Origin of the sequence: Dyella kyungheensis, assembly GCF_016905005.1 — a bacterium.
In the GTDB taxonomy this organism is placed as follows: domain Bacteria; phylum Pseudomonadota; class Gammaproteobacteria; order Xanthomonadales; family Rhodanobacteraceae; genus Dyella; species Dyella kyungheensis.
In genome coordinates, this window is sequence record NZ_JADIKC010000003.1 from 99,130 (window position 1) to 117,821 (window position 18,692).

Consider the following 18,692-nt stretch of genomic DNA (forward strand, 5'->3'; position numbering starts at 1 on the left):
TCGTCCGATGCACAAGCCACCGATCATCCATGCCACCCGGGACGTGCACGACAGCAGCTTTCTTCGCGTCGAGCAGCTCGATCTAGAATTTTCCAACGGCGAACGCCGCACCTATGAGCGGTTGAAGGGCAGCGGGCTGGGTGCCGTGATCATCGTGCCGATGATCGACGACGAGACCGTGCTGCTGATCCGCGAATACGGGGCCGGCGTCGGCCGCTACGAACTGGGCCTGCCCAAGGGACGCCTGGACCGCGACGAAACGGTGGAGCAGGGCGCCGATCGCGAACTCAAGGAAGAGATCGGCTACGGCGCGCGCCACCTCAAGATCCTGCACAACCTGTCCCTGTCGCCCTCGTACATGACGCATATGGCGCACGTGGTGCTGGCGCAGGATCTGTATCCGGAACGGCTCGAAGGCGACGAGCCCGAAGAACTCGAAGTGGTGCCGTGGAAACTCGCCGACCTGCACACGCTGGTCGCGCGCGAGGATGTCACCGAAGGCCGTTCCATCGCCGCCCTCTTCATGGCCCGCGAATACCTCGCCGGCCGATTCCAGCCGACATGACCGACGCGCCTTTCTCCCGCTTGCTGCAGCAGATCGCAGCGATTGCCCGCGATGCCGCCGAAGCGATCCTGGTCGTCTACGGCCAGGATTTCGAAGTCGAGCGCAAGCAGGATCATTCGCCGGTGACCGCCGCCGACCTCGCTGCCCAGCGCGTGATCACGGCCGGCCTCGCCGCGCTGGATGGCGTGCTGCCGGTGATTTCCGAAGAAGCCCGCGCCGCGCCGTGGGCGCAGCGACGCGAATGGCAGCGTTACTGGCTGGTCGATCCGTTGGACGGCACGCGCGAATTCATCAAGCGCAATGGCGAGTTCACCGTGAACATCGCGCTTATCGAAAACCATGAGCCGGTGCTCGGCGTGGTACTGGCGCCGGTCACGGGCGAACTCTACGCCGCCGCGCGTGGCGAGGGTGCGTGGCTGCAGCGCAGTGCCGATGCCGGCTGGCAGCGCATCGGCACGCGCGACCTACCCGAACTGGCCACCGTGGCGGGCAGCCGCTCGCATGGCGGCTCGGGCGTGGCCTTGCTGCAGCAGCTGATCGGTGACGACTACCAATCGCTGCCGATGGGCTCGTCATTGAAGTTCTGCCTGGTGGCGCGAGGCGATGCGGACGTCTATCTGCGTCGCGGAGCCACCAGCGAATGGGATACGGCGGCGGCACAAAGCGTGCTGGAAGAGGCCGGCGGTGCCGTGCTCGATCTGGCCGGCGCACCGTTGCGCTACAACCGCGGCGACTCGCTGATCAATCCCGAATTCATCGCCGTGGGCGATGCCTCCATCGACTGGAAAGCCCGCCTGGAAGCGGCCGACCTGGAAGCCTCATGAGCGACACCAGGCAGCACGACATGGCCGACCTGCTGGCCATCATGGCGCGCCTGCGCGACCCGCAGAACGGCTGTCCCTGGGATGTGCAGCAAGATTTCTCGACCATTGCGCCGTACACCATCGAAGAGGCGTACGAGGTGGCCGATGCCATCGACCGCCAGGACTGGCCCGACCTGCGCGACGAACTCGGCGACCTGCTGCTGCAGGTGGTCTTTCATGCGCAGATGGCCAAGGAAGCAGGCCTGTTCGAATTTGCCGACGTGGCGCATGCGATCAGCGACAAGATGATACGTCGCCATCCGCATGTGTTCGGCAATGAAAGTTACGACGATCTCGACGCGCAGAAGCAGGCCTGGGAAGACATCAAGGCCGCCGAGCGCGCCGCCAAGGGCGAGCAGCATGACGACAGTGCGCTGGCTGGCGTGTCGCGCGGGCTGCCCGAATGGAAGCGCGCACTGAAGCTGCAGGAGCGGGCGGCCAAGGTAGGTTTCGATTGGCCGGACGAACAACCCGTGCTCGACAAGCTGCTCGAGGAAGTGGAAGAAGTACGAGCCGAGTTCGCCAACGGCCGCGACAAACAGCGCCTGCAGGACGAAATCGGCGATGTGCTGTTCGTGATGGTGAACCTGGCGCGCCACGCCGGCGTGGATTTCTCGCAGGCCTTGCGCCACGCGAACAGCAAGTTCGAACGCCGCTTCCGCCACATGGAACGGATCGCGCATACCGACGGCAAGCCGCTGCCTGAGCAGGACCTCGCTTCGCAGGAAGCCCTTTGGCAGCGCGCCAAGCGGCTGGACGACACGGCGGCCTGAGAGAAAAAAGGAGGCACGGGTTCTGGGGTCCCGTGCCTCAGGGCAAGGCGCTGCCTACCGACAGTGCCGCTTTTCTTCTTATGGGTTTATGACGCCGCCGCCGAGGGTGCCTCCTGGGCCATGACCGGCCAGCTCGCGCCAGCGATGATCAAGACGGGTGCGGAGGCGGGCAGTGTCCTGCGTGGCATGGCCGTGGGTCTCCACGTGGGTTCGTGAAGCCTCAAACGCCGCGGGCGGTGACAGGTTGACGGCCAAGGCTCTAAACCTTTTTCCGCGGCACGCCATCCAAGCTTCGTCCCGTTCACAAGGAGCCATTCATGCGCCGTCTATTCCTCGCCGTACTGTTGCTGTCCCCTCTGGCGTCCTATGCCGCCGACCAATGCCAGTACTCGGCCCCGCGAGATCTCACGCTCGACCTGGCCGGCGTGCGCGAAGTGCAGGTGGAATTGCACAGCCACGATCTCCATCTCAGCGGCGGCGAAGGCGGCAAAGGTGCGCTGACCGGCAAGGCCTGCGCCTCCGATCCCAAGCTGCTGGATGCGCTCACCGTGACACAACACCGCGAAGGCGATCGACTGGTGGTGGACATCGGTGGCAATGAGCACAACCATTTTTCCATCGGTTACAGCTATACCGACCTGAAGGTCGACATGCAGATACCGGCACAACTGCCGGTGGTCCTCAACGTCGGTTCCGGCGATGCCTGGGTGAGCAACCTGCAGCGCCTGAGCACCAAGGTGGGTTCCGGCGACGTGCATATCAGCAAGATTTCCGGCCCCGTCGCGCTCAGCGTCGGCTCTGGCGACATCGACGTGAATGACGTGGCCAGCCTCGACGTCGGTTCGGTCGGCTCCGGCGACCTGAAGATCAACGGCGTGCGCAGCGATGCACGCATCGGCAGCATCGGCTCCGGCGACATCGGCATCCGCAACGTAGGCGGCAGCGTGCGCGTGGATACGCTCGGCTCCGGCGACCTGGTGGTGCACGACGTGCAGGGCGACTTCACCCTCGGCGCCAAGGGCAGCGGCGACGTCAGCCACTCGGGCATCAAGGGCAAGGTGAACGTGCCGCACGATCGCGACGACGACTGACGCTAGGCTCGAGACATAGGCGCGTCATTCCCAAACAGCGGGAATGGCGCGCCACGCTTCGAGTGTCAGCCCAGCCAGCGCATCACCAGATAGACCAGCGGCGCGCACACCAGCAGAAACGGTATCGACACCAGGTGCAGCAGTCGCGCGCCCTTGGGCTGTTTGGCCAGGCGCAACGCGATCAGGTTGGCCAGCGAACCGATGGCCACACCGAAGCCGCCCACATTCACCGCCACGGCCAGCGCCATGGGATCGGGGGCGTGACGCAGCAGCAACACCGTGGCCGGTACGTTGCTGATGACCTGCGATGCAAGAATGCCGCTCGCGTAGAGGGTGAGCGGATTTTCCAGATTGATGCTCGCCAGGGCGCGCTGCACCCAGCCCAGTTCGGCGAAATGCCCCAGCCCCAGGAAGATCGCGGCGAACGTCGCCAGCAGCAGCCAGTCGATGCGGCGCAGCGTGCCCGATTCCAGCAATGCAAACGGCACCAGCAAGAGCAGCGCGCCGAGCACGGCGTGGTTGTGTTCCATCATCACGACCATGCTGACCAGGGCGAGTACTGACAGGATGGCCTGTGAGTTCGAGACCGGATGGCCATCGATATCCTCCGCGTGAAGGATCACTCGTCCGCGCGGCATCCACACCAGCGTCAGCAGCAGCACGAGTACGAACATCACGCCGAACGCCGGCAGCATCGTGCGCATGAACTCCAGGAAGGGCAGGTGGGTGTACTGCCACAGCAACAGGTTTTGCGGATTGCCGATGGGGCTGAGCGTGGAGCCCGCATTCACCGCCAGCGCTTCCAGCACCACCGTTCGCATCACCGGCAGGTTCGAGATGCTGCCGATGGCCAGCGTCAACGGCACCAGCAAGAACAGGCTTACGTCGTTCGTCAGCACCATCGACAGCAATGCTGTGGCACTCACCAGCAACACACCCAGCCCGCGCAGCGAATGCACGCGCTCGATCAAAGCCGCCGCCGCGTGCTGCACCAGCCCGCTGTCGCGAATACCCTGGATACAGATCATCAGGCCCAGCAAGCCGGCCAGCGTGGGCAGTTGCAGCCAGCGCTGATAGCTGGTCAAGGGACGCGGATCGACGATGGCGAGCACGATCGCCAGCAACGCGAAGAGGATGAGCAACCGTTCGTGCCCGAGACGTTTGATCCAGCTTGGCACTCAGCTTTCCCTTAGCAAACGCATCGGCGAGGTGCGGCTGACGCGTGCCGTACCGGCCAGGCCCAGCAGCATCACCACGATGGCGGCAGCCAGCGCAGCCAACAGTAGCGCGCCCAGCGGCGGCACGAAATGCTCGATGTGGAAGATCGCATGACCGAGCCACATGCCGGTGCCTGCTGCGCCGAACGCCGCCGTCAGTCCGGCGACCAGGCCAAGCAGGGCGAACTCGCAGGCAGCCGCCATGCGCAATTGCGTGCGGCGCGCGCCGAGCGTGCGCAACAGCGCCGCTTCGTGGCGGCGCTCCTGTGCGCTGGAAGCCAGCGCCGCGGCAAGTACCAGGGCGCCGGCCAGCAGACTGAAGCCAAGCACCCAGCGCACTGCACCGCTTACCTGATTCACGATCTCGCGGACACGGTCGAGCATGGCATCCACATCGATCAGGCTGAGGTTGCTGTACTCGCGCGACAGCTGCGCCAGCGACTCGGTATGACCGCGCGGCAGGTAGAAACTCGCGATCCATGTATGCGGCAGCGAGGCGGCGTGCGCGGGGTCGAAGACCAGGAAGAAATTCACCCGGAACGAGGTCCAGTCCACCTTGCGGATGCTGCCCACGCGGGCGTCGATGCTGCCTTCGCCCACATTGAAGCGCATCATGTCGCCCACCTTCAGGCCGTACATGTCGCGCCACATGGTGTCGATGGATACCTCGGCCTGCGCGGGATGATCGCCATGCCACTGGCCGGCGATCACTTCGTTGCTCGGCGGCAGCTCGGCGGCCCAGGACAGGCGCAGCTGGCGGTCGGACCAGTCCTTCGCGCGCTCGTCCTTGAAGTGCATCTGATCGATCGGCTGATCATTGATAGCCGTGAGTTTGCCTACCGCGAGCGGCAGCATGTTGAGTTTTTCGCCGCCGCTGCGGGCCAGCGCTTGCTGGAAGCCGTCACGCTGGTCGTCCTGCAGGTTGAGCACGAACCAGTTCGGCGTGTCGGCCGGCAATTCGCTGCGCCAGCCCTGGAGCAGGGCCGGTGCCACGATGGCCAGCAGCAATAACGCGACCAGGCCCAGGCTCAACGCGGTGGCCTGCAGCAGGCTCATGCCGCGGCGCCGTGCAAGCGCCGCCAGGCCCAAGCGCAATGCCGGATGGGCGCCGGGCGCCACGCGCCGGGCGATCCACAGCATCAAGGCCGAAAGCAGCGCCGCCACCACCGCGACGCCGACCAGGCTCACCGCCAGAATGCCAGCCAGCTTGGCCGAGCCGCTCTGGCTCCAGATCAACACCAAGGCCACCAGCGCCGGCACCAGATACAGCGCATCGAAGCGCCTCACCCGCCGCGCCGCACTTTCGCGAAACACCGCGACCGGAGGCACCTCGGCCAGTCGCGCCAGCGGCGGCAAGGCGAAACCGGCGAGTACCGCCAGGCCCATCACCGCGGCGGCCACCGCCGGTCCCAGCGGCATCGTGGTGGGAATGGCGGCGAACAACTGGCTGGCGAAACTCCAGGTGAGCTGCGCAAGACCCAGCGCGATCAGGCCGCCCGCGAGCACCGAAGGCACGGCAAGCAGGCCCAGCGTGCCCACCAGCAAGCCCAGCACTTGCCGGCGTGGGGTGCCCAGCGCGCGGAGCAGGGCCACTTCATTCGTCTTGCGGCGTGCGTAACGCTGTGCGGCAAGCGCAATGGCCACGCCAGCCAGCAACGCGGACAGCAGGGCGGTGAGGCGCAGGAAGGCGCTGGCGCGGTCGAAGGCGCTGCGCATGCGTTCCTGGGTCTGCTCCGGGGTAATCAGCTCGGCCCCTTGCGGCAGCGTCTGCGCCTCCACCCATGCACGCCAGCTCTGCACCGGCGAAGGCTGCCCGGCCACCAGCAGGCGGTGGCGCGCGCGGCTGCCCACGCCCAGCAGGCCGGCCTGTTCGGCGTCGCCAATGTTCATCAATGCGCGCGGCGCCATCGCGACCAGTTCGCCGCCATCGGGCAGGCGTACCAGCTCGGCGCCAATGCGCAGGTCGCGTCCGCCCAGCTGCACGCTGTCGCCGACTTTCAAGTTGAGCGCCACCAGCGCGCGATGATCGAGATAGACCGTTCCCGGCGCCGGCCCGTGGCCGACCACGGTGCCGGATCCCCGCGCCAATTCCATGCTGCCGCGCAGTGGGTAGGCGTTGTCGGTGGCGAGTACATCGAGCAGCTGACTCTGCTCGTGCGCGAACGCCACACTTGGAAAACTCGCGCCGTCGGTGACCTGCAAGCCGCGATCGCGCGCTTGCGCCGCGAAGTTTGCCGGCAGCGTTTGCGGCGAACTGATGCCGATGTCGCCGCCGATCAGTTCCGCGGCGCTGGCGAGCACGCCGCGCTCCATCCGCGCCGCCAGCGTGGCGACCACGCCCAGCGCGACCACGGCGAGCACCAGCGATGCGCCCAGTGTGCGCAATTCGGGCAGGTGCCATTCGCGGCGCAGGCTGCGCAGGGAAAGCGTGAGCAGCCTCATGCGAGACACTCCCGGAACGATGCCATGCTCATGGCGCCACCGCAGGCGCGCGCGGTGCGAGCACTACACGGCCGCTATCCAGCGTGATCTGGCGCGCACAGCGCGCGGCCAGCTTGGGATCGTGCGTGACCAGTATCAGGGTGGTGCGGTGATCGTGGTTGAGCGAGAACAGCAGATCGCTCACATGCTGTCCGGTGCGTTGGTCGAGGTTGCCGGTCGGTTCGTCGGCGAACAGCAGGCGCGGGCTGTGCACGAAGGCGCGCGCAATGGCCACACGCTGTTGCTCGCCGCCGGAGAGCTGCGCCGGATAGTGGCGCCGGCGCGCGCTCAGTTCGACCGCCTCCAATGCTTCGCGCGCCCGGGCGCGTGCATCGTCGCGGCCTTCCAATTCCAGCGGCAGCATCACGTTTTCCTCGGCGGTGAGCGCGGGCAGCAGATGGAACGACTGGAACACGAAGCCGACCAGGCGACGGCGCAGGTCGGCGCGCGCTTCCTCGTCGATGCGCTCCAGCGCGTTGCCGTCGAGCGCGATATGGCCGCTCGATGGTGTGTCCAACCCGGCCAGCAGGCCGAGCAGGGTGGTCTTGCCCGAGCCCGAGGCGCCGACGATGGCGAAGCTCTCGCCTTCGCGCACTTGCAGTGACACCGCAGTAAGGATGTCGAGCTGCCCCTCGGGCCCCTGCACCGACTTGCTAACATCGACCGCGTCCAGCAGGACACCCTTGGCACCCGATGACGGGTTGCCGGATAAAGCGGAGGCATTGCCACTCATGCGTCGTTTCCTATGTTGCCTGGTCGTGCTGTGGGGTGCCGTCGCCGGCACCGCCCAGGCGGCTCCGCCGAAAACCGTACTCGTGCTGGGCGACTCGTTGTCCGCCGCCCACAACATCCCGGTCGAGGCCGGCTGGGTGCATTTGCTCGGCGACCGTCTCACCAAGATGGAGCCGCCTTGGACGGTGGTCAATGCCAGCATCAGCGGCGAAACGTCATTGAGCGGTCGAAATCGTCTTCCGGCTTTGCTGGAGAAGACCAAGCCGGCGGTGCTGGTGATCGAACTGGGCGCCAACGACGGCCTGCGCGGCCTGCCGCTGGCCCAGCTGAAGGACAACCTTGCGGCGATGATCGATGCCGGCCAGCAGGCGCACGCGCGGGTGCTGCTGCTGGGCATCGAGCTGCCGGTGAACTACGGCCCGCAGTACCGCGACGGCCTGCGCGCCATCTACGCGGACCTGGCCAAGAGCAGGAATGCCGCCGTGGTGCCGTTCCTGCTCGATGGCGTGGCGCTCAAGCCGGAGCTGATGCAGGACGACGGTCTCCACCCGGTCGCCGCAGGCGAGCCGATGGTGCTGGACAACGTGTGGAAAGGGCTGGCGCCGCTGTTGCGTTAGCGTGAGGATAATCACAACCGTCCGTGAACTGGGACCAGGCGCTTTCACGTGCCCCTCACGACGGCGGTCGTTAGCTGTTCACCTTTGTGAAGTCAGCTTCAGGAGGTACGGATGAGCTCGCGCGACGAACAGGCAGGACTGATCCTTCTGGTCGAAGACAACCGCCAGATCGCAGAAATGGTCGGCGAATTTCTGGAGCGGCGGGGGTATTCGGTCGACTATGCGGCCGACGGCGTCAGTGGCCTGCATCTGGCCGTTTCAAACAGTTATGACGTGGTGGTGCTGGACTTGATGTTGCCGGGCATGGATGGCCTGGACGTGTGCCGCAAGCTGCGCCGCGATGCCAAGAAATCCACCCCGGTACTCATGTTGACCGCCCGCGACACGCTCGAAGACAAGCTGGTGGGCCTGGAAGCCGGCGCCGACGACTACCTGGTGAAACCCTTCGAAGTGCGCGAACTGGAAGCACGCCTGCGCGCGCTGATCCGTCGCGACCGCCGGCAGGTATCCACCGAAATCCTCACCGTGGGCGACATGACGCTCGATACCGCCACCTTGCGCCTGGTGCGCGGCGGGCAGGAACTCACCGTGTCGCCGATTGGCCTGAAGCTGCTGGCCATCCTGATGCGCGAATCGCCTCGCGTGGTCAGTCGCCGCGACATCGAACGTGAAATCTGGGGCGATACGCTGCCGGACTCCGACACCCTGCGTTCACACCTCTACAACCTGCGTCGCGTTATCGATAAGCCTTTCGACCGCCCGCTGCTGCACACCATCCACTCCGCTGGATATCGCCTCGCCGATCTCGAGTCGGAGGTGGCTACTGCCTCGCAGCCGGCATGATCGCGTACGCATGAGTTGATTATGACGAGCAGGGGTAGTGCACGGCCCGCGCAGGTGTTCCGGCGCGGGCTGTACCATCGACGCATGGCGATCATCTTTGGCTTGCAGCTGCTGGCCATCGTGATCGTTTGCCTGATGGGCTTCTATGACGTCGCGCCGTTGAGCGCCGTGTTGGCGGTCATCGTGATCGTCAGCGTGCTCTCGTGGCTCGCCGCGCGTCGCCAATGGGCACCGGTGAGCCGGCTGGCGCAAGCGGTGAGCGACTGGAACGAGCAGTCCAGCGATTTCGATGGCTGGCGCCCCGACCAGTTGCCACGGCGTACCGATGCCGATGTCGCCACGCTGGCCGGCAGCCTCTACGGATTCGCCAACCGCATCGCCGGCTACAACCAGCGCGAGCGCAATTTCACCCGCGACGCCAGCCACGAACTGCGCAGCCCGCTGACCGTGATCAAGATGTCGGCCGACATGCTGGCGGATGACGCGTCGCTGGGCGATTTCGGCCAGCGTTCCGTGCAGCGCATCAAGCGCTCCACGCGTGAAATGGAAGCCCTGGTCGAAGCCTTGCTGATCCTCGCGCGCGAATCGGACAACGGCCTCACCGAGGAAGACTTCGTCGTCAACGACGTGATCCGCCACGAACTGCCCGACGTGATGGAGATGCTGGAGGGCCGCCCGATCAAGCTGGAACTCGAGGAGCCCGCACGTTTCGTGCTGCACGGCTCGCCGCGCGTATTCGCGGTGTTGTGCTGGCAACTTATCCGCAACGCGTGCCAGCAGGCCGAAGGCGGTACCGTGGTGATCACGGTGATGCCGGGCGTGGTGACGGTGTCCCATCGGGGCGAACCCGTGCCGTCGAACGGTGCGAACCGGCATGGCTTCGAACTGGCCATCGCCCAGCGCATCAGCGAGCGCTTCCACTGGCCGCTGGAATTGCAGACGCGCGAAGGCCGACGGCACATCGCGCGGATCCGTTTTCCGGAATCCACGCCGGTCACGGCGTAACCGAGGCATCCCGGACGCGCCGGGATGCCAACCGCAAGACTTACTGCTTGAGCGACGGGCTGACCGTAAACGCGCAGCCCGTCTTCGCCTTCACATCGTCCAGCGTCACGCCATCGTGCAGCTCGATCAAGGTGATGCCTTTGCCCTTCTCGACCGAGAACACGCAAAGATCGGTGATGATCAGGTCCACGCATTCCTTGCCGGTGATGGGCAGGTCGCACTGGTTCTTGATCTTCGGTGAACCATCCTTTGCGGTGTGCTCCATCAGCACCACCACGCGCTTCACGCCGCTGACCAGGTCCATCGCACCGCCGGGACCTTTCACCATCTTGCCGGGCACCATCCAGTTCGCGATGTCGCCGGTGCATGACACTTCCAGGCCGCCAAGGATCGACAGATCCACATGGCCGCCGCGGATCATCGCGAACGACTCGGCGCTGGAGAAGAAACTCGAGCCGGGCAGGGCGGTGATGGTCTGCTTGCCGGCGTTGATCAGGTCCGGATCGACGTGCGCTTCATCCGGGAACGGGCCGATGCCGAGCAGGCCGTTTTCCGACTGCAGCGTGACGTCCATGCCGGGCGGAATGTAATTGGCCACCAGGGTCGGGATGCCGATGCCGAGATTCACGTAGAAGCCGTCCTGCAGCTCCTTGGCGGCGCGCTGCGCCATGGCCGTGCGGATCGGGCTTTCCTTGCCGGTGTTGGCGCCGGCGATGGTGCGGAACTCGATGCGCTTCTCGTACGACGGCCCCTGGATCACACGGTCGACGTAGATGCCCGGCACGTGCACGTTGTTCGGGTCGAGCGAACCCACTTCCACCAGTTCTTCCACCTCGGCCACGCACACCTTGCCGCAGGTGGCGATCATCGGATTGAAGTTGCGCGCGGTTTCGCGGAACACCAGGTTGCCCAGGCGATCGCCCTTCCAGGCCTTCACGATGGAGACGTCGGCGTGGATGGCTTCTTCGAGCACGTACTCCTTGCCGTCGAAGACCTTGGTTTCCTTGCCCTCGGCCAGCTTGGTGCCGAACGCGGTGCGGGTGTAGAAGCCCGGAATGCCGGCGCCGCCGGCGCGCAGCTTCTCGGCCAGCGTGCCCTGCGGCACCAGGTGCAGTTCCAGTTCGCCGGCCAGCACCTGGCGCTCGAATTCCTTGTTCTCGCCCACGTAGGAGGCATACACGCGCTTGACCTGGCGGGTCTTGAGCAGCGGACCCATGCCAAAATCGTCCACGCCGGCGTTGTTGCCCACGATGGTGAGTCCCTTGGTGCCGGCAGCCAGCAGCGCGCCGATCAGGTTTTCGGGAATGCCGCACAAGCCGAAGCCGCCAGCGGCGATCGTCATGTCGTCGAACAGCAGGCCGTCGAGGGCTTTTGCCGCGCTTGCATAAACCTTGTCCATTGCGATGCCTTCTTGCAGGGGAGAACCAGCTGCCAAGCATACGACGGATTGGTGACCGCTCATGCTGTACCAAGGTCGCAAGGGCCGGGAATGGCGATGTGATGCGGTTTTCACTTCGCCGGGCTGTTATCCGCATGGGGTCGCCAGCGGCTTGACGGTCATCGTTTACGCATGTAAACATGAACATCAATTACACGCGTAAACGGTGGCCTCATGGCAGTCAGCGAAGCGGAAGCGATCATCATGGAGGTGCTGTGGCGCTCGTCGCCGCGCAGTGCTGAGGACATCCTGGCGGAGGTCGGCCCGCAACAAGGCTGGCAGGAAGGCACCGTCAAGTCCTTGCTCAATCGCCTGCTGAAGAAGAAGGCAGTGAAGGCCGAACGGGACGGCCGGCGTTATCTCTACGCACCGCGCCTCACGCGCGAGCAATACGTGTCGCAGGAGAGCAAGGGCCTGCTCGATCGCCTCTTTGGCGGTCGCGTGGCGCCGCTGGTCGCGCACTTCTCCGAGCAGCGCAAGTTGTCCAGGAAAGACATCGTCGAGCTGAAGAAACTGCTGCAGGAGCTCGACGATGAGCAGTCCTGACTGGCTGTCCGATGGTTGGCTGGCGACGCTGGCATTGACCTTGGTCCTGGGCGCGGTGGCATTGCTTCGACACGCGTGCCGTCGCGTATTCGGGGCGCAGCTGGCGGTGTTGCTTTGGGTGGTGCCGCCGCTGGCGTTCGTCGTTGCCTGCCTACCGCATGCAGCGGCGGCATCGTTGACGGGTCTTCCGCCCGTGGTGCTGCAGATCAGGAGCGCACCCGCACCACTGATCGAGGTGGCGCACGCATCCGCTCACGAGCGCGGCCTTTCGTGGCTGGTGGTCGCGGCATGGCTCGCTGGCGCCGTGGTCGCGTCAGTGGCCGCAGCCGTGGCGCAGCGGCGATATCGCCTTCGTCTGCAGGGTGCTCGGCCAATCCCTGCCGCGAACTTGCCGTGGCCCGTGTTGCAGGCAACGCATGCGGACATGGGGCCGGCCCTGGTGGGTGCATGGCGCCCGCGCATCGTGCTGCCAGCGGATTTCGAGCAGCGCTACGAACCTGCCGAACGTGCGTTGATTCTCGCGCACGAAGCGATGCATGCGCGCCGACGCGACGGTTGGTGGTGCCTTGTCGGGCAGGCGATGGCGTCGCTGTTCTGGTTCCATCCCATGGCGTGGTGGGCGCTGCGTGCGTTGCGGCAGGATCTGGAGCTGGCCTGCGATGCGGCCGTGCTCAGCGCGAACGATGCGCCGCGTGCCCTCTATGCCCGCGCCATGCTCAAGACACACGCCACTGGCGCGCTGTTGCCGGTGGGTTGCAGTTGGTCGTCACGACATCCCATCACGGAGAGAATCGTCATGTTGAAGCGGGTTCAACCGGGCCATGCCCGGCGTTTGACGGGTCGCACGAGCGTGGGTTTGCTGGCCACGACGCTGTCTGCCGCGGTGTATGCGGCCACGGGGCTGGACGCTGGCAGCTATCACCCGGGCAAGGACATCGTGGCCAAGGCGCTGCAGGACGCGCGTCCGGCGCAGGATGCGCTGGCGGCATCGACCCGTCGTCCGTCGGGCAATCCGGCGAGCAACGCGGCGCTGGGTTTGCCGGCACCCGACAGCGGTGCATTCGGCGCGGCGATCAAGCGGCTCGAGATCGGCGAAGGCGGGCATGTGCTGATCGCGCTCGCCGATGCGCACGGCTCGGTGGCGGGACATCTGGATCTCGAAATGCATCCGGCTGAGCAGGTCGGCAGCGTCGGCTGGTCGTGCTACAGCACCGACATTCCCGACGTGCGGCAGTTTGCCCCCACCTGCACCTATCTTCCGGGCTTTGCTGGAAGGAACACAGTGGACCTGATCGCGGTGGACCGCTTCACCTTCGACATGGCGCTTTCGATCAACGGCCAGCAGGTCGACAAGGCCAGCAAGGTCTGCCTGCGAAAGAACGAGGCTTACCGTTTCAGCCATGCCCAGGATGCCGTGCATCCGCCCGTCCAGGGCGCGGTGAGCGTGCAAGCCATCGACGGCGGGCAGTTGGAGATCCAGAGTGACCTGGCGGGCGGCATCATCAGGGAGCCGATCCATCCGAAGCTGCACTCGTTCCCCGGCCAGACCGCCACCATCCAGGTGGGCGAGAAGATCGGCGGCGACCATCCGCAGGACCACACGGTGAAGCTGGATATCACCGCAACGCCCGGTTGCGCGTAGGCGCGGACGCCGCCATACGGCAGCGTTTCGTCAGGAGCGCTGGCTATACTCCCCCCAACGTTGTGGGGAGTACCGTCCGTGAAGTTGAGCCGTCTTGTCGCCGCCGTCGCGGCGCTGGGGATCGTGTCCTTGAGCCATGCGGCGTCGCCGGTGCTCGTGGTCCACGGCGGCGCGGGCGTGATCAAGCGCGAGATGAGTCCCGCCAGGGAAAAGGCCATACGCGCGGCGCTGACCCAGGCCCTGCAGAATGGCTACGCACAACTGAAGGCCGGCAAGACCGCGGTGGACGCCGTTTCGGCGGCGATCACCGTGCTGGAGGACGACCCCAACTTCAACGCGGGCAAGGGCTCGGTCTTCACCCATGACGGCAAGAACGAAATGGATGCCGCGATCATGGATGGCGCCACGCTGGGGGCCGGTTCCATCGCCGGCGTGCATCGTGTGAAGAATCCGATCCTGCTGGCGCGTGCCGTGATGGAGAAATCGCAGCACGTGATGATGGTGGGCGATGGCGCCGAGGCGTTCGCCAGGCAAGAGGGCATCGTGCTGGTCGATCCGGCCTATTTCCGCACGGAAGAGCGCTGGCAGCAGTTGCAGAAGGCGCTCAAGGAAGACGCCAACGACGAGAAGCATTCGGACGTGGAGACGGCCAAACATTTCGGCACGGTGGGTGCGGTGGCGCTCGATGCGCAGGGGCACCTGGCGGCCGGCACCTCGACCGGTGGCATGACGGACAAGCGCTGGGGCCGCGTCGGCGATTCGCCGATCATCGGCGCCGGCACCTATGCCAACTCCGGTTGCGCCGTGTCGGGCACGGGCTGGGGCGAGTACTACATCCGTACCGTGGCCGCGCACGAAATCTGCATGCGGGTGACGCAGATGCGCGTGCCGCTGCGCCGGGCGGCGGCCGAAGTGATCAATCAGGAAATCCCGTCGATGGGCGGCAACGGCGGTGCTATCGCGTTGGATGCGAATGGCACGGTATCCATGCCGTTCAATACCGATGGCATGTATCGCGGCTGGATCGGCGCCGATGGGGTGCCGCATGTGGCGATCTACGGCGATGAGGACGACGGTGCGGCGGAGCCGTTGCCGGCGGATGCGGGTTCGTCGTCTCCGCCGTAAATCGCGCTTTGCGCGGCAGGCTCGTCGCCTGCCTTGGTCTTGCTGCTTATTCTTCGTTTTCCGGGCGCTCACGCACCGGATGCTTGCTGAGCTTGCGCTGCAGCGTGCGGCGATGCATGCCGAGCCGGCGAGCGGTCTCGGAAATGTTGCCGTCGCATTCGGTGAGCACCCGTTGGATGTGTTCCCACTCCAGGCGACGCAGCGCCAGCGGTGCTTCCGGCGCGTCGATGACATCGTCTTCGCCGACGTTGGTGTCGCCGTCGAGCAGGGCGCGAACCACCGCGTCGGCATCGACCGGCTTGGCCAGATAGTCGTGCGCGCCGCGCTTGATCGCTTCCACTGCGGTGGCGATGGAAGCGTAGCCGGTCAACAGCAGCACCCGGATCTCGGGCACCAGGGCCTGCAATTCGGGAATCAGCCGCAGGCCGTTCTCTTCGCCGAGCTTGAGGTCGAGCACGCAGTATCGCGGCTGATGGCGGCGGGTCAGGGCGCGGGCCTCGTCGGCATTGCTGGCGGTGATCACTTCGAAGCCGCGCGAGCTGAGCGCGCGGGCGAGCACGCGGGCAAAGGTGGCGTCGTCGTCGATGATGAGTAGTTGCTGGTCGCTCATGGTGTTTCTCCTCGGCGCAATGCCGATAGGTGCATTTTCGCCGCTGCGACAACGCATTCCCATGTGGCCATGTGCCACTGTGGCTATCCGCCGCACGGGATTATGGCGCGGCGATCACCGCCAACGGCAACCGCAGCCGCATCTGGGCGCCATGGCCGGTGTTGAGGGCAATCAGCTCGCCGGCCAGGCGCTCGGCGGTCGCCTCGGCCAGGGCCAGGCCAATGCCCAGGCCGGTCTGCTTGTGCGAGCGGCCGAGTTCGGAAAGCTCGCCCGTGGGATCGGAAAAGCCCGGGCCGTGGTCGGCCACGATCAGTTCCAGCCAGCCGCCATCGCGGCGCACGGTGAGCGCCACGGCCTGCGATTGGTTGAGCGCGGAAGCGTCGGCAGCGTTGTTGAGCAGGTTGAGCAAGGCATGGCGCAGGCCGGGCGGCGTGCGCAGCACGGTGCGAGCGGCTTCCTGGTCCAGTGCCAGCGCCAGGTCGGCTTCGGGACGCAGCAACTGGAAGCGTTCCAGGCAGCCGTGGATGAAGGAGTCCACCGTCAGCTGCTCGGGTTCCTGCGACAGCTGCGCCTTGCCGAACGCCACCATCTCGCGAAGGATGGTGCGGCAGCGATCCACTTGCCCTTCGAGCAATTCGAGGTCTTCGGCCAGCGCCGTGTCGCCCGCGTGTTCGCGGCGAAGTTCGGGCAGCAGGGTGCGCATGGTCGACAGCGGGGTATTGAGTTCATGCGCGGCGCCGGCCGCCTGCGTGGCGATGGCGAGGATGCCCTCGTCGCGCAGCGCACGTTCGCGCACGCGCTGCATCTCCAGCTGCTGCAGGCGGGCGGAGCGCGACAGCCGGTTGATGAAGAAACCCAGCAGCACGGCCATGATCACGAAGTTCACGCCCATGCCGAGCACATGCAGCGAGAAGTCGCCGGTGGAATACATCGACACCGGCAACGGCACGTACCAGAACAGCAGGATCGCGTAGGCCGCGCCCACCAGGGCCGCCACCACCAGCACGGCGTCGACGGTCAGCGCCGCCGCGCTCAGCGCAATGGGAATCAGCAGCAGCGTGATGAAGGGATTGCTCGCGCCGCCGGTGAAATACAGCAGGTAGCCGAGCACCGAGGTGTCCACGCCCACGTGCAGGATGGTTTCCCACTGGCGGATGGGCCAGGGCTGGGTGAGGCGCCACGCGGCGAACATGGCGAATACGGCCAGCAGGCCGATGCCCACCATCAGCGGCAGCAGCGGAATGTCCATGCGCATCCACAGCGCACAGACCAGGACGGCGGTGCTCTGGCCCGCGATGGCGCAGATGCGCAGCCAGGCGAGGCTGCGGAACAAGGTGCGGGGGCCGATGCGTTGCTGGGTGGAAGGGCGTTTCATGCCGGCGATGTTAGCCGGTTTGCGCGGCCGGCCCGTTGTCAGGGCACGCCGCTGCGTCACTTTGCGCCGTGCCGATGGCCCTGAAAAACTCGCCCCGACGAGCGGGGCGAGGGGTTCGATCAGACTTCTTCGCTATGCACGGCCGGCAACGGCGTATGCGCTTCGGAGTGGCTGCGCGAAAGCTTGTTCATCAGCGGCAGCATGACCACGGCGATCACCGTGCAGGCGATGCCGACGAAGCCCAGCTTGTTGAACAGGCCGACGTAGATGTTCAGCGACTCGACGGGGCTGCTGATGTTCTCGGGCATCGCGGCAATATTGGCCACCACGCTGCCCAGGTACTGCGAGATACCCACGGCCACGTAGTAGGCGCCCATCATGAAGCCGCCCATGCGCGCCGGCACATAGCGGGCAATCATGGCCAGGCCCAGGCCGCTCACCAGCAGCTCGCCCAGCGAGTAGAAGCCGTAGCCCCAGACCATCGTCCACGAGGATACCTGGCCGTCCACGGCACTCATGGCGCCGAGGCCGTACATGAAGAAACCCACTGCCACGGCGGCGAAACCGAGCGCGAACTTGAACGCGACCGACGGATCCTTGCCGACGCGGCCGAGGCCGTTGTACATCAGCACCAGCACCGGGCTGAGCACGACGATCCAGATCGCGTTGAGGTTCTGGTACTGCTCGGGAATCCAGTTGAAGAGGTGGGTGCCGAACACGTCGAACGAGAGGTTCACGTTCTTCTGCGCGAACAGGTTCAGCGAGGTCGCCATCTGCGCGTAGAAGATGAAGAAGAAGATCGTCTGCACGGTGAGCACGAGGGCGGCGATCAAGCCGGCACGTTCACCCTTTTCAGCGTTGCGGATCAGGTGCACGAAGATGCCGAGAATCACGAGGCCGGCGAGGTACACGCAGATCTTCGCGGCCAGCAGGCTCTGCAGGATGAAAGCCGCCACCACCACCAGCACCAGCGAGGCGCCGACCAGCGCAAGCGCGCGCTTCATCGACACCGGCTGCTCATCCGAGGGTGAGCCGATGTGCGCCAGCGTGCGACGCATCAGCGTGTAGTTGACCAGGCCAAGCACCAGGCCCACGGCGCAGGAGCCGAAGGCAGTGTGCCAACCCATCGCATCGCCGTAATGCTCGCCGACGTAATCGCGGATCCACGGCGTGGCCGTCATCGAGACCATCGAGCCGATGTTCACCGCCATGTAGTAGATGGTGAACGCGCTGTCGATGCGGACGTCGTCGCCCTCGTAGATCTTGCGCACCAGGTTGCCGGCGTTGGGTTTGAAGAAACCGTTGCCGACGATGATCACGCCCAGCGACACATAGGTGAGGGTGGGATCGTTGGAGGGAATCCACAACATCGCGTAGCCCAGCGCGAGCACCACCGCGCCGGTGACCATGGTGCGACGCGTGCCGATCAGCTTGTCGCCGACCCAGCCGCCGATGGCCGGCGTGGCGTAGATCAACGCGGCGGCCGCGCCCCAGACGAGGTTGGCCTTGGTATCGATGAAGCCGAGCTTCTTCATCATGTAGGTGACCATCAACACCTGCATGCCGTAGAAACCGAAGCGTTCCCACATCTCGATCAGGAAGACCGTGTAAAACGATTTGGTCTGTGAGACCGGCGGATTCTGGATTGCCATTCAATAGTCCGTACTGCGGTTCAAACAAAAGCCGCGCAAGGCGGCTGACTCGTGTAACCCCTAACGGGTCACAAAGGGGCCAAGCCTACCCGATCATTCATTCAGGTGCCGTTGCGA

17 protein-coding genes are annotated in these 18,692 nt (G+C 65.6%); 10 read left to right on the forward strand and 7 right to left on the reverse strand.

Annotated features, from left to right (window positions below):
* The first annotated feature begins 7 nt into the window (after positions 1-7).
* The 4 genes from nudE (at position 8) to ISP20_RS05180 (ending at position 3,292) form a co-directional block, all read left to right on the forward strand.
* Positions 8-565, forward strand: a complete 558-nt coding sequence (gene nudE / locus ISP20_RS05165) for an ADP compounds hydrolase NudE (RefSeq protein ID WP_204635022.1) — start codon at positions 8-10, stop codon at positions 563-565.
* Complete coding sequence (gene cysQ / locus ISP20_RS05170) at positions 562-1,389, forward strand: 3'(2'),5'-bisphosphate nucleotidase CysQ (protein ID WP_204635023.1); 828 nt, start codon at positions 562-564, stop codon at positions 1,387-1,389. The genes nudE and cysQ overlap by 4 nt, the downstream gene beginning before the upstream one ends.
* Positions 1,386-2,201: a nucleoside triphosphate pyrophosphohydrolase gene (gene mazG, locus ISP20_RS05175; RefSeq protein WP_204635024.1), complete on the forward strand. Its 816-nt coding sequence runs from the start codon at positions 1,386-1,388 to the stop codon at positions 2,199-2,201. The genes cysQ and mazG overlap by 4 nt, the downstream gene beginning before the upstream one ends.
* A gap of 317 nt (positions 2,202-2,518) precedes the next feature.
* Positions 2,519-3,292: a DUF4097 family beta strand repeat-containing protein gene (locus ISP20_RS05180; protein ID WP_204635025.1), complete on the forward strand. Its 774-nt coding sequence runs from the start codon at positions 2,519-2,521 to the stop codon at positions 3,290-3,292.
* A gap of 65 nt (positions 3,293-3,357) precedes the next feature.
* Here the strand turns inward: ISP20_RS05180 and ISP20_RS05185 are convergent, their stop codons facing one another.
* The 3 genes from ISP20_RS05185 to ISP20_RS05195 are packed head-to-tail and all read right to left on the reverse strand — an operon-like array spanning position 3,358 to position 7,723.
* A complete protein-coding gene (locus ISP20_RS05185) occupies positions 3,358-4,470 on the reverse strand; it encodes an SLC13 family permease (RefSeq protein WP_204635026.1) in 1,113 nt (370 codons plus the stop codon).
* Complete coding sequence (locus ISP20_RS05190; protein ID WP_204635027.1) at positions 4,471-6,951, reverse strand: ABC transporter permease; 2,481 nt, start codon at positions 6,949-6,951, stop codon at positions 4,471-4,473.
* 28 nt (positions 6,952-6,979) lie between these two features.
* Entirely contained in the window at positions 6,980-7,723 is a 744-nt protein-coding gene (locus ISP20_RS05195; protein ID WP_239535362.1) for an ABC transporter ATP-binding protein, read from the reverse strand.
* On the opposite strand from ISP20_RS05195, the gene ISP20_RS05200 reads away from it, so the two are divergent.
* From ISP20_RS05200 to ISP20_RS05210, 3 genes are all read left to right on the forward strand, one after another.
* Entirely contained in the window at positions 7,722-8,339 is a 618-nt protein-coding gene (locus tag ISP20_RS05200) for an arylesterase (protein ID WP_204635028.1), read from the forward strand. The genes ISP20_RS05195 and ISP20_RS05200 overlap by 2 nt on opposite strands.
* A gap of 111 nt (positions 8,340-8,450) precedes the next feature.
* Entirely contained in the window at positions 8,451-9,182 is a 732-nt protein-coding gene (locus ISP20_RS05205; RefSeq protein WP_109124561.1) for a response regulator transcription factor, read from the forward strand.
* An 84-nt stretch (positions 9,183-9,266) separates the two neighbouring features.
* A complete protein-coding gene (locus tag ISP20_RS05210; protein ID WP_425490774.1) occupies positions 9,267-10,187 on the forward strand; it encodes a sensor histidine kinase in 921 nt (306 codons plus the stop codon).
* 40 nt (positions 10,188-10,227) lie between these two features.
* On the opposite strand, the gene ISP20_RS21700 is transcribed toward ISP20_RS05210, so the two are convergent.
* Positions 10,228-11,586 carry a 3-oxoacid CoA-transferase gene (locus ISP20_RS21700; RefSeq protein ID WP_204635030.1) on the reverse strand — a complete coding sequence of 453 codons (1,359 nt, stop codon included), beginning with the start codon at positions 11,584-11,586 and terminating at the stop codon, positions 10,228-10,230.
* Positions 11,587-11,799: 213 nt separating this feature from the next.
* Between ISP20_RS21700 and ISP20_RS05220 the strand changes: the two genes are divergently transcribed.
* The 3 genes from ISP20_RS05220 (at position 11,800) to ISP20_RS05230 (ending at position 14,938) form a co-directional block, all read left to right on the forward strand.
* A complete protein-coding gene (locus tag ISP20_RS05220) occupies positions 11,800-12,171 on the forward strand; it encodes a BlaI/MecI/CopY family transcriptional regulator (protein WP_204635031.1) in 372 nt (123 codons plus the stop codon).
* Positions 12,158-13,813 (forward strand): M56 family metallopeptidase, encoded by a 1,656-nt coding sequence (locus ISP20_RS05225; RefSeq protein WP_204635032.1) that lies wholly within the window; start codon positions 12,158-12,160, stop codon positions 13,811-13,813. Before ISP20_RS05220 ends, ISP20_RS05225 begins: the two co-directional genes overlap by 14 nt.
* Positions 13,814-13,891: 78 nt before the next feature.
* Positions 13,892-14,938 carry an isoaspartyl peptidase/L-asparaginase gene (locus tag ISP20_RS05230; protein ID WP_204635033.1) on the forward strand — a complete coding sequence of 349 codons (1,047 nt, stop codon included), beginning with the start codon at positions 13,892-13,894 and terminating at the stop codon, positions 14,936-14,938.
* Positions 14,939-14,984: 46 nt separating this feature from the next.
* Here ISP20_RS05230 and ISP20_RS05235 read toward each other — a convergent pair whose 3' ends face one another.
* From ISP20_RS05235 to ISP20_RS05245, 3 genes are all read right to left on the reverse strand, one after another.
* Entirely contained in the window at positions 14,985-15,548 is a 564-nt protein-coding gene (locus ISP20_RS05235; RefSeq protein WP_204635034.1) for a response regulator transcription factor, read from the reverse strand.
* Between the two features lie 100 nt (positions 15,549-15,648).
* Positions 15,649-16,923 carry an ATP-binding protein gene (locus ISP20_RS05240; protein ID WP_204635035.1) on the reverse strand — a complete coding sequence of 425 codons (1,275 nt, stop codon included), beginning with the start codon at positions 16,921-16,923 and terminating at the stop codon, positions 15,649-15,651.
* A gap of 119 nt (positions 16,924-17,042) precedes the next feature.
* Positions 17,043-18,575 carry a peptide MFS transporter gene (locus ISP20_RS05245; protein WP_204635036.1) on the reverse strand — a complete coding sequence of 511 codons (1,533 nt, stop codon included), beginning with the start codon at positions 18,573-18,575 and terminating at the stop codon, positions 17,043-17,045.
* Positions 18,576-18,692: the final 117 nt, after the last annotated feature.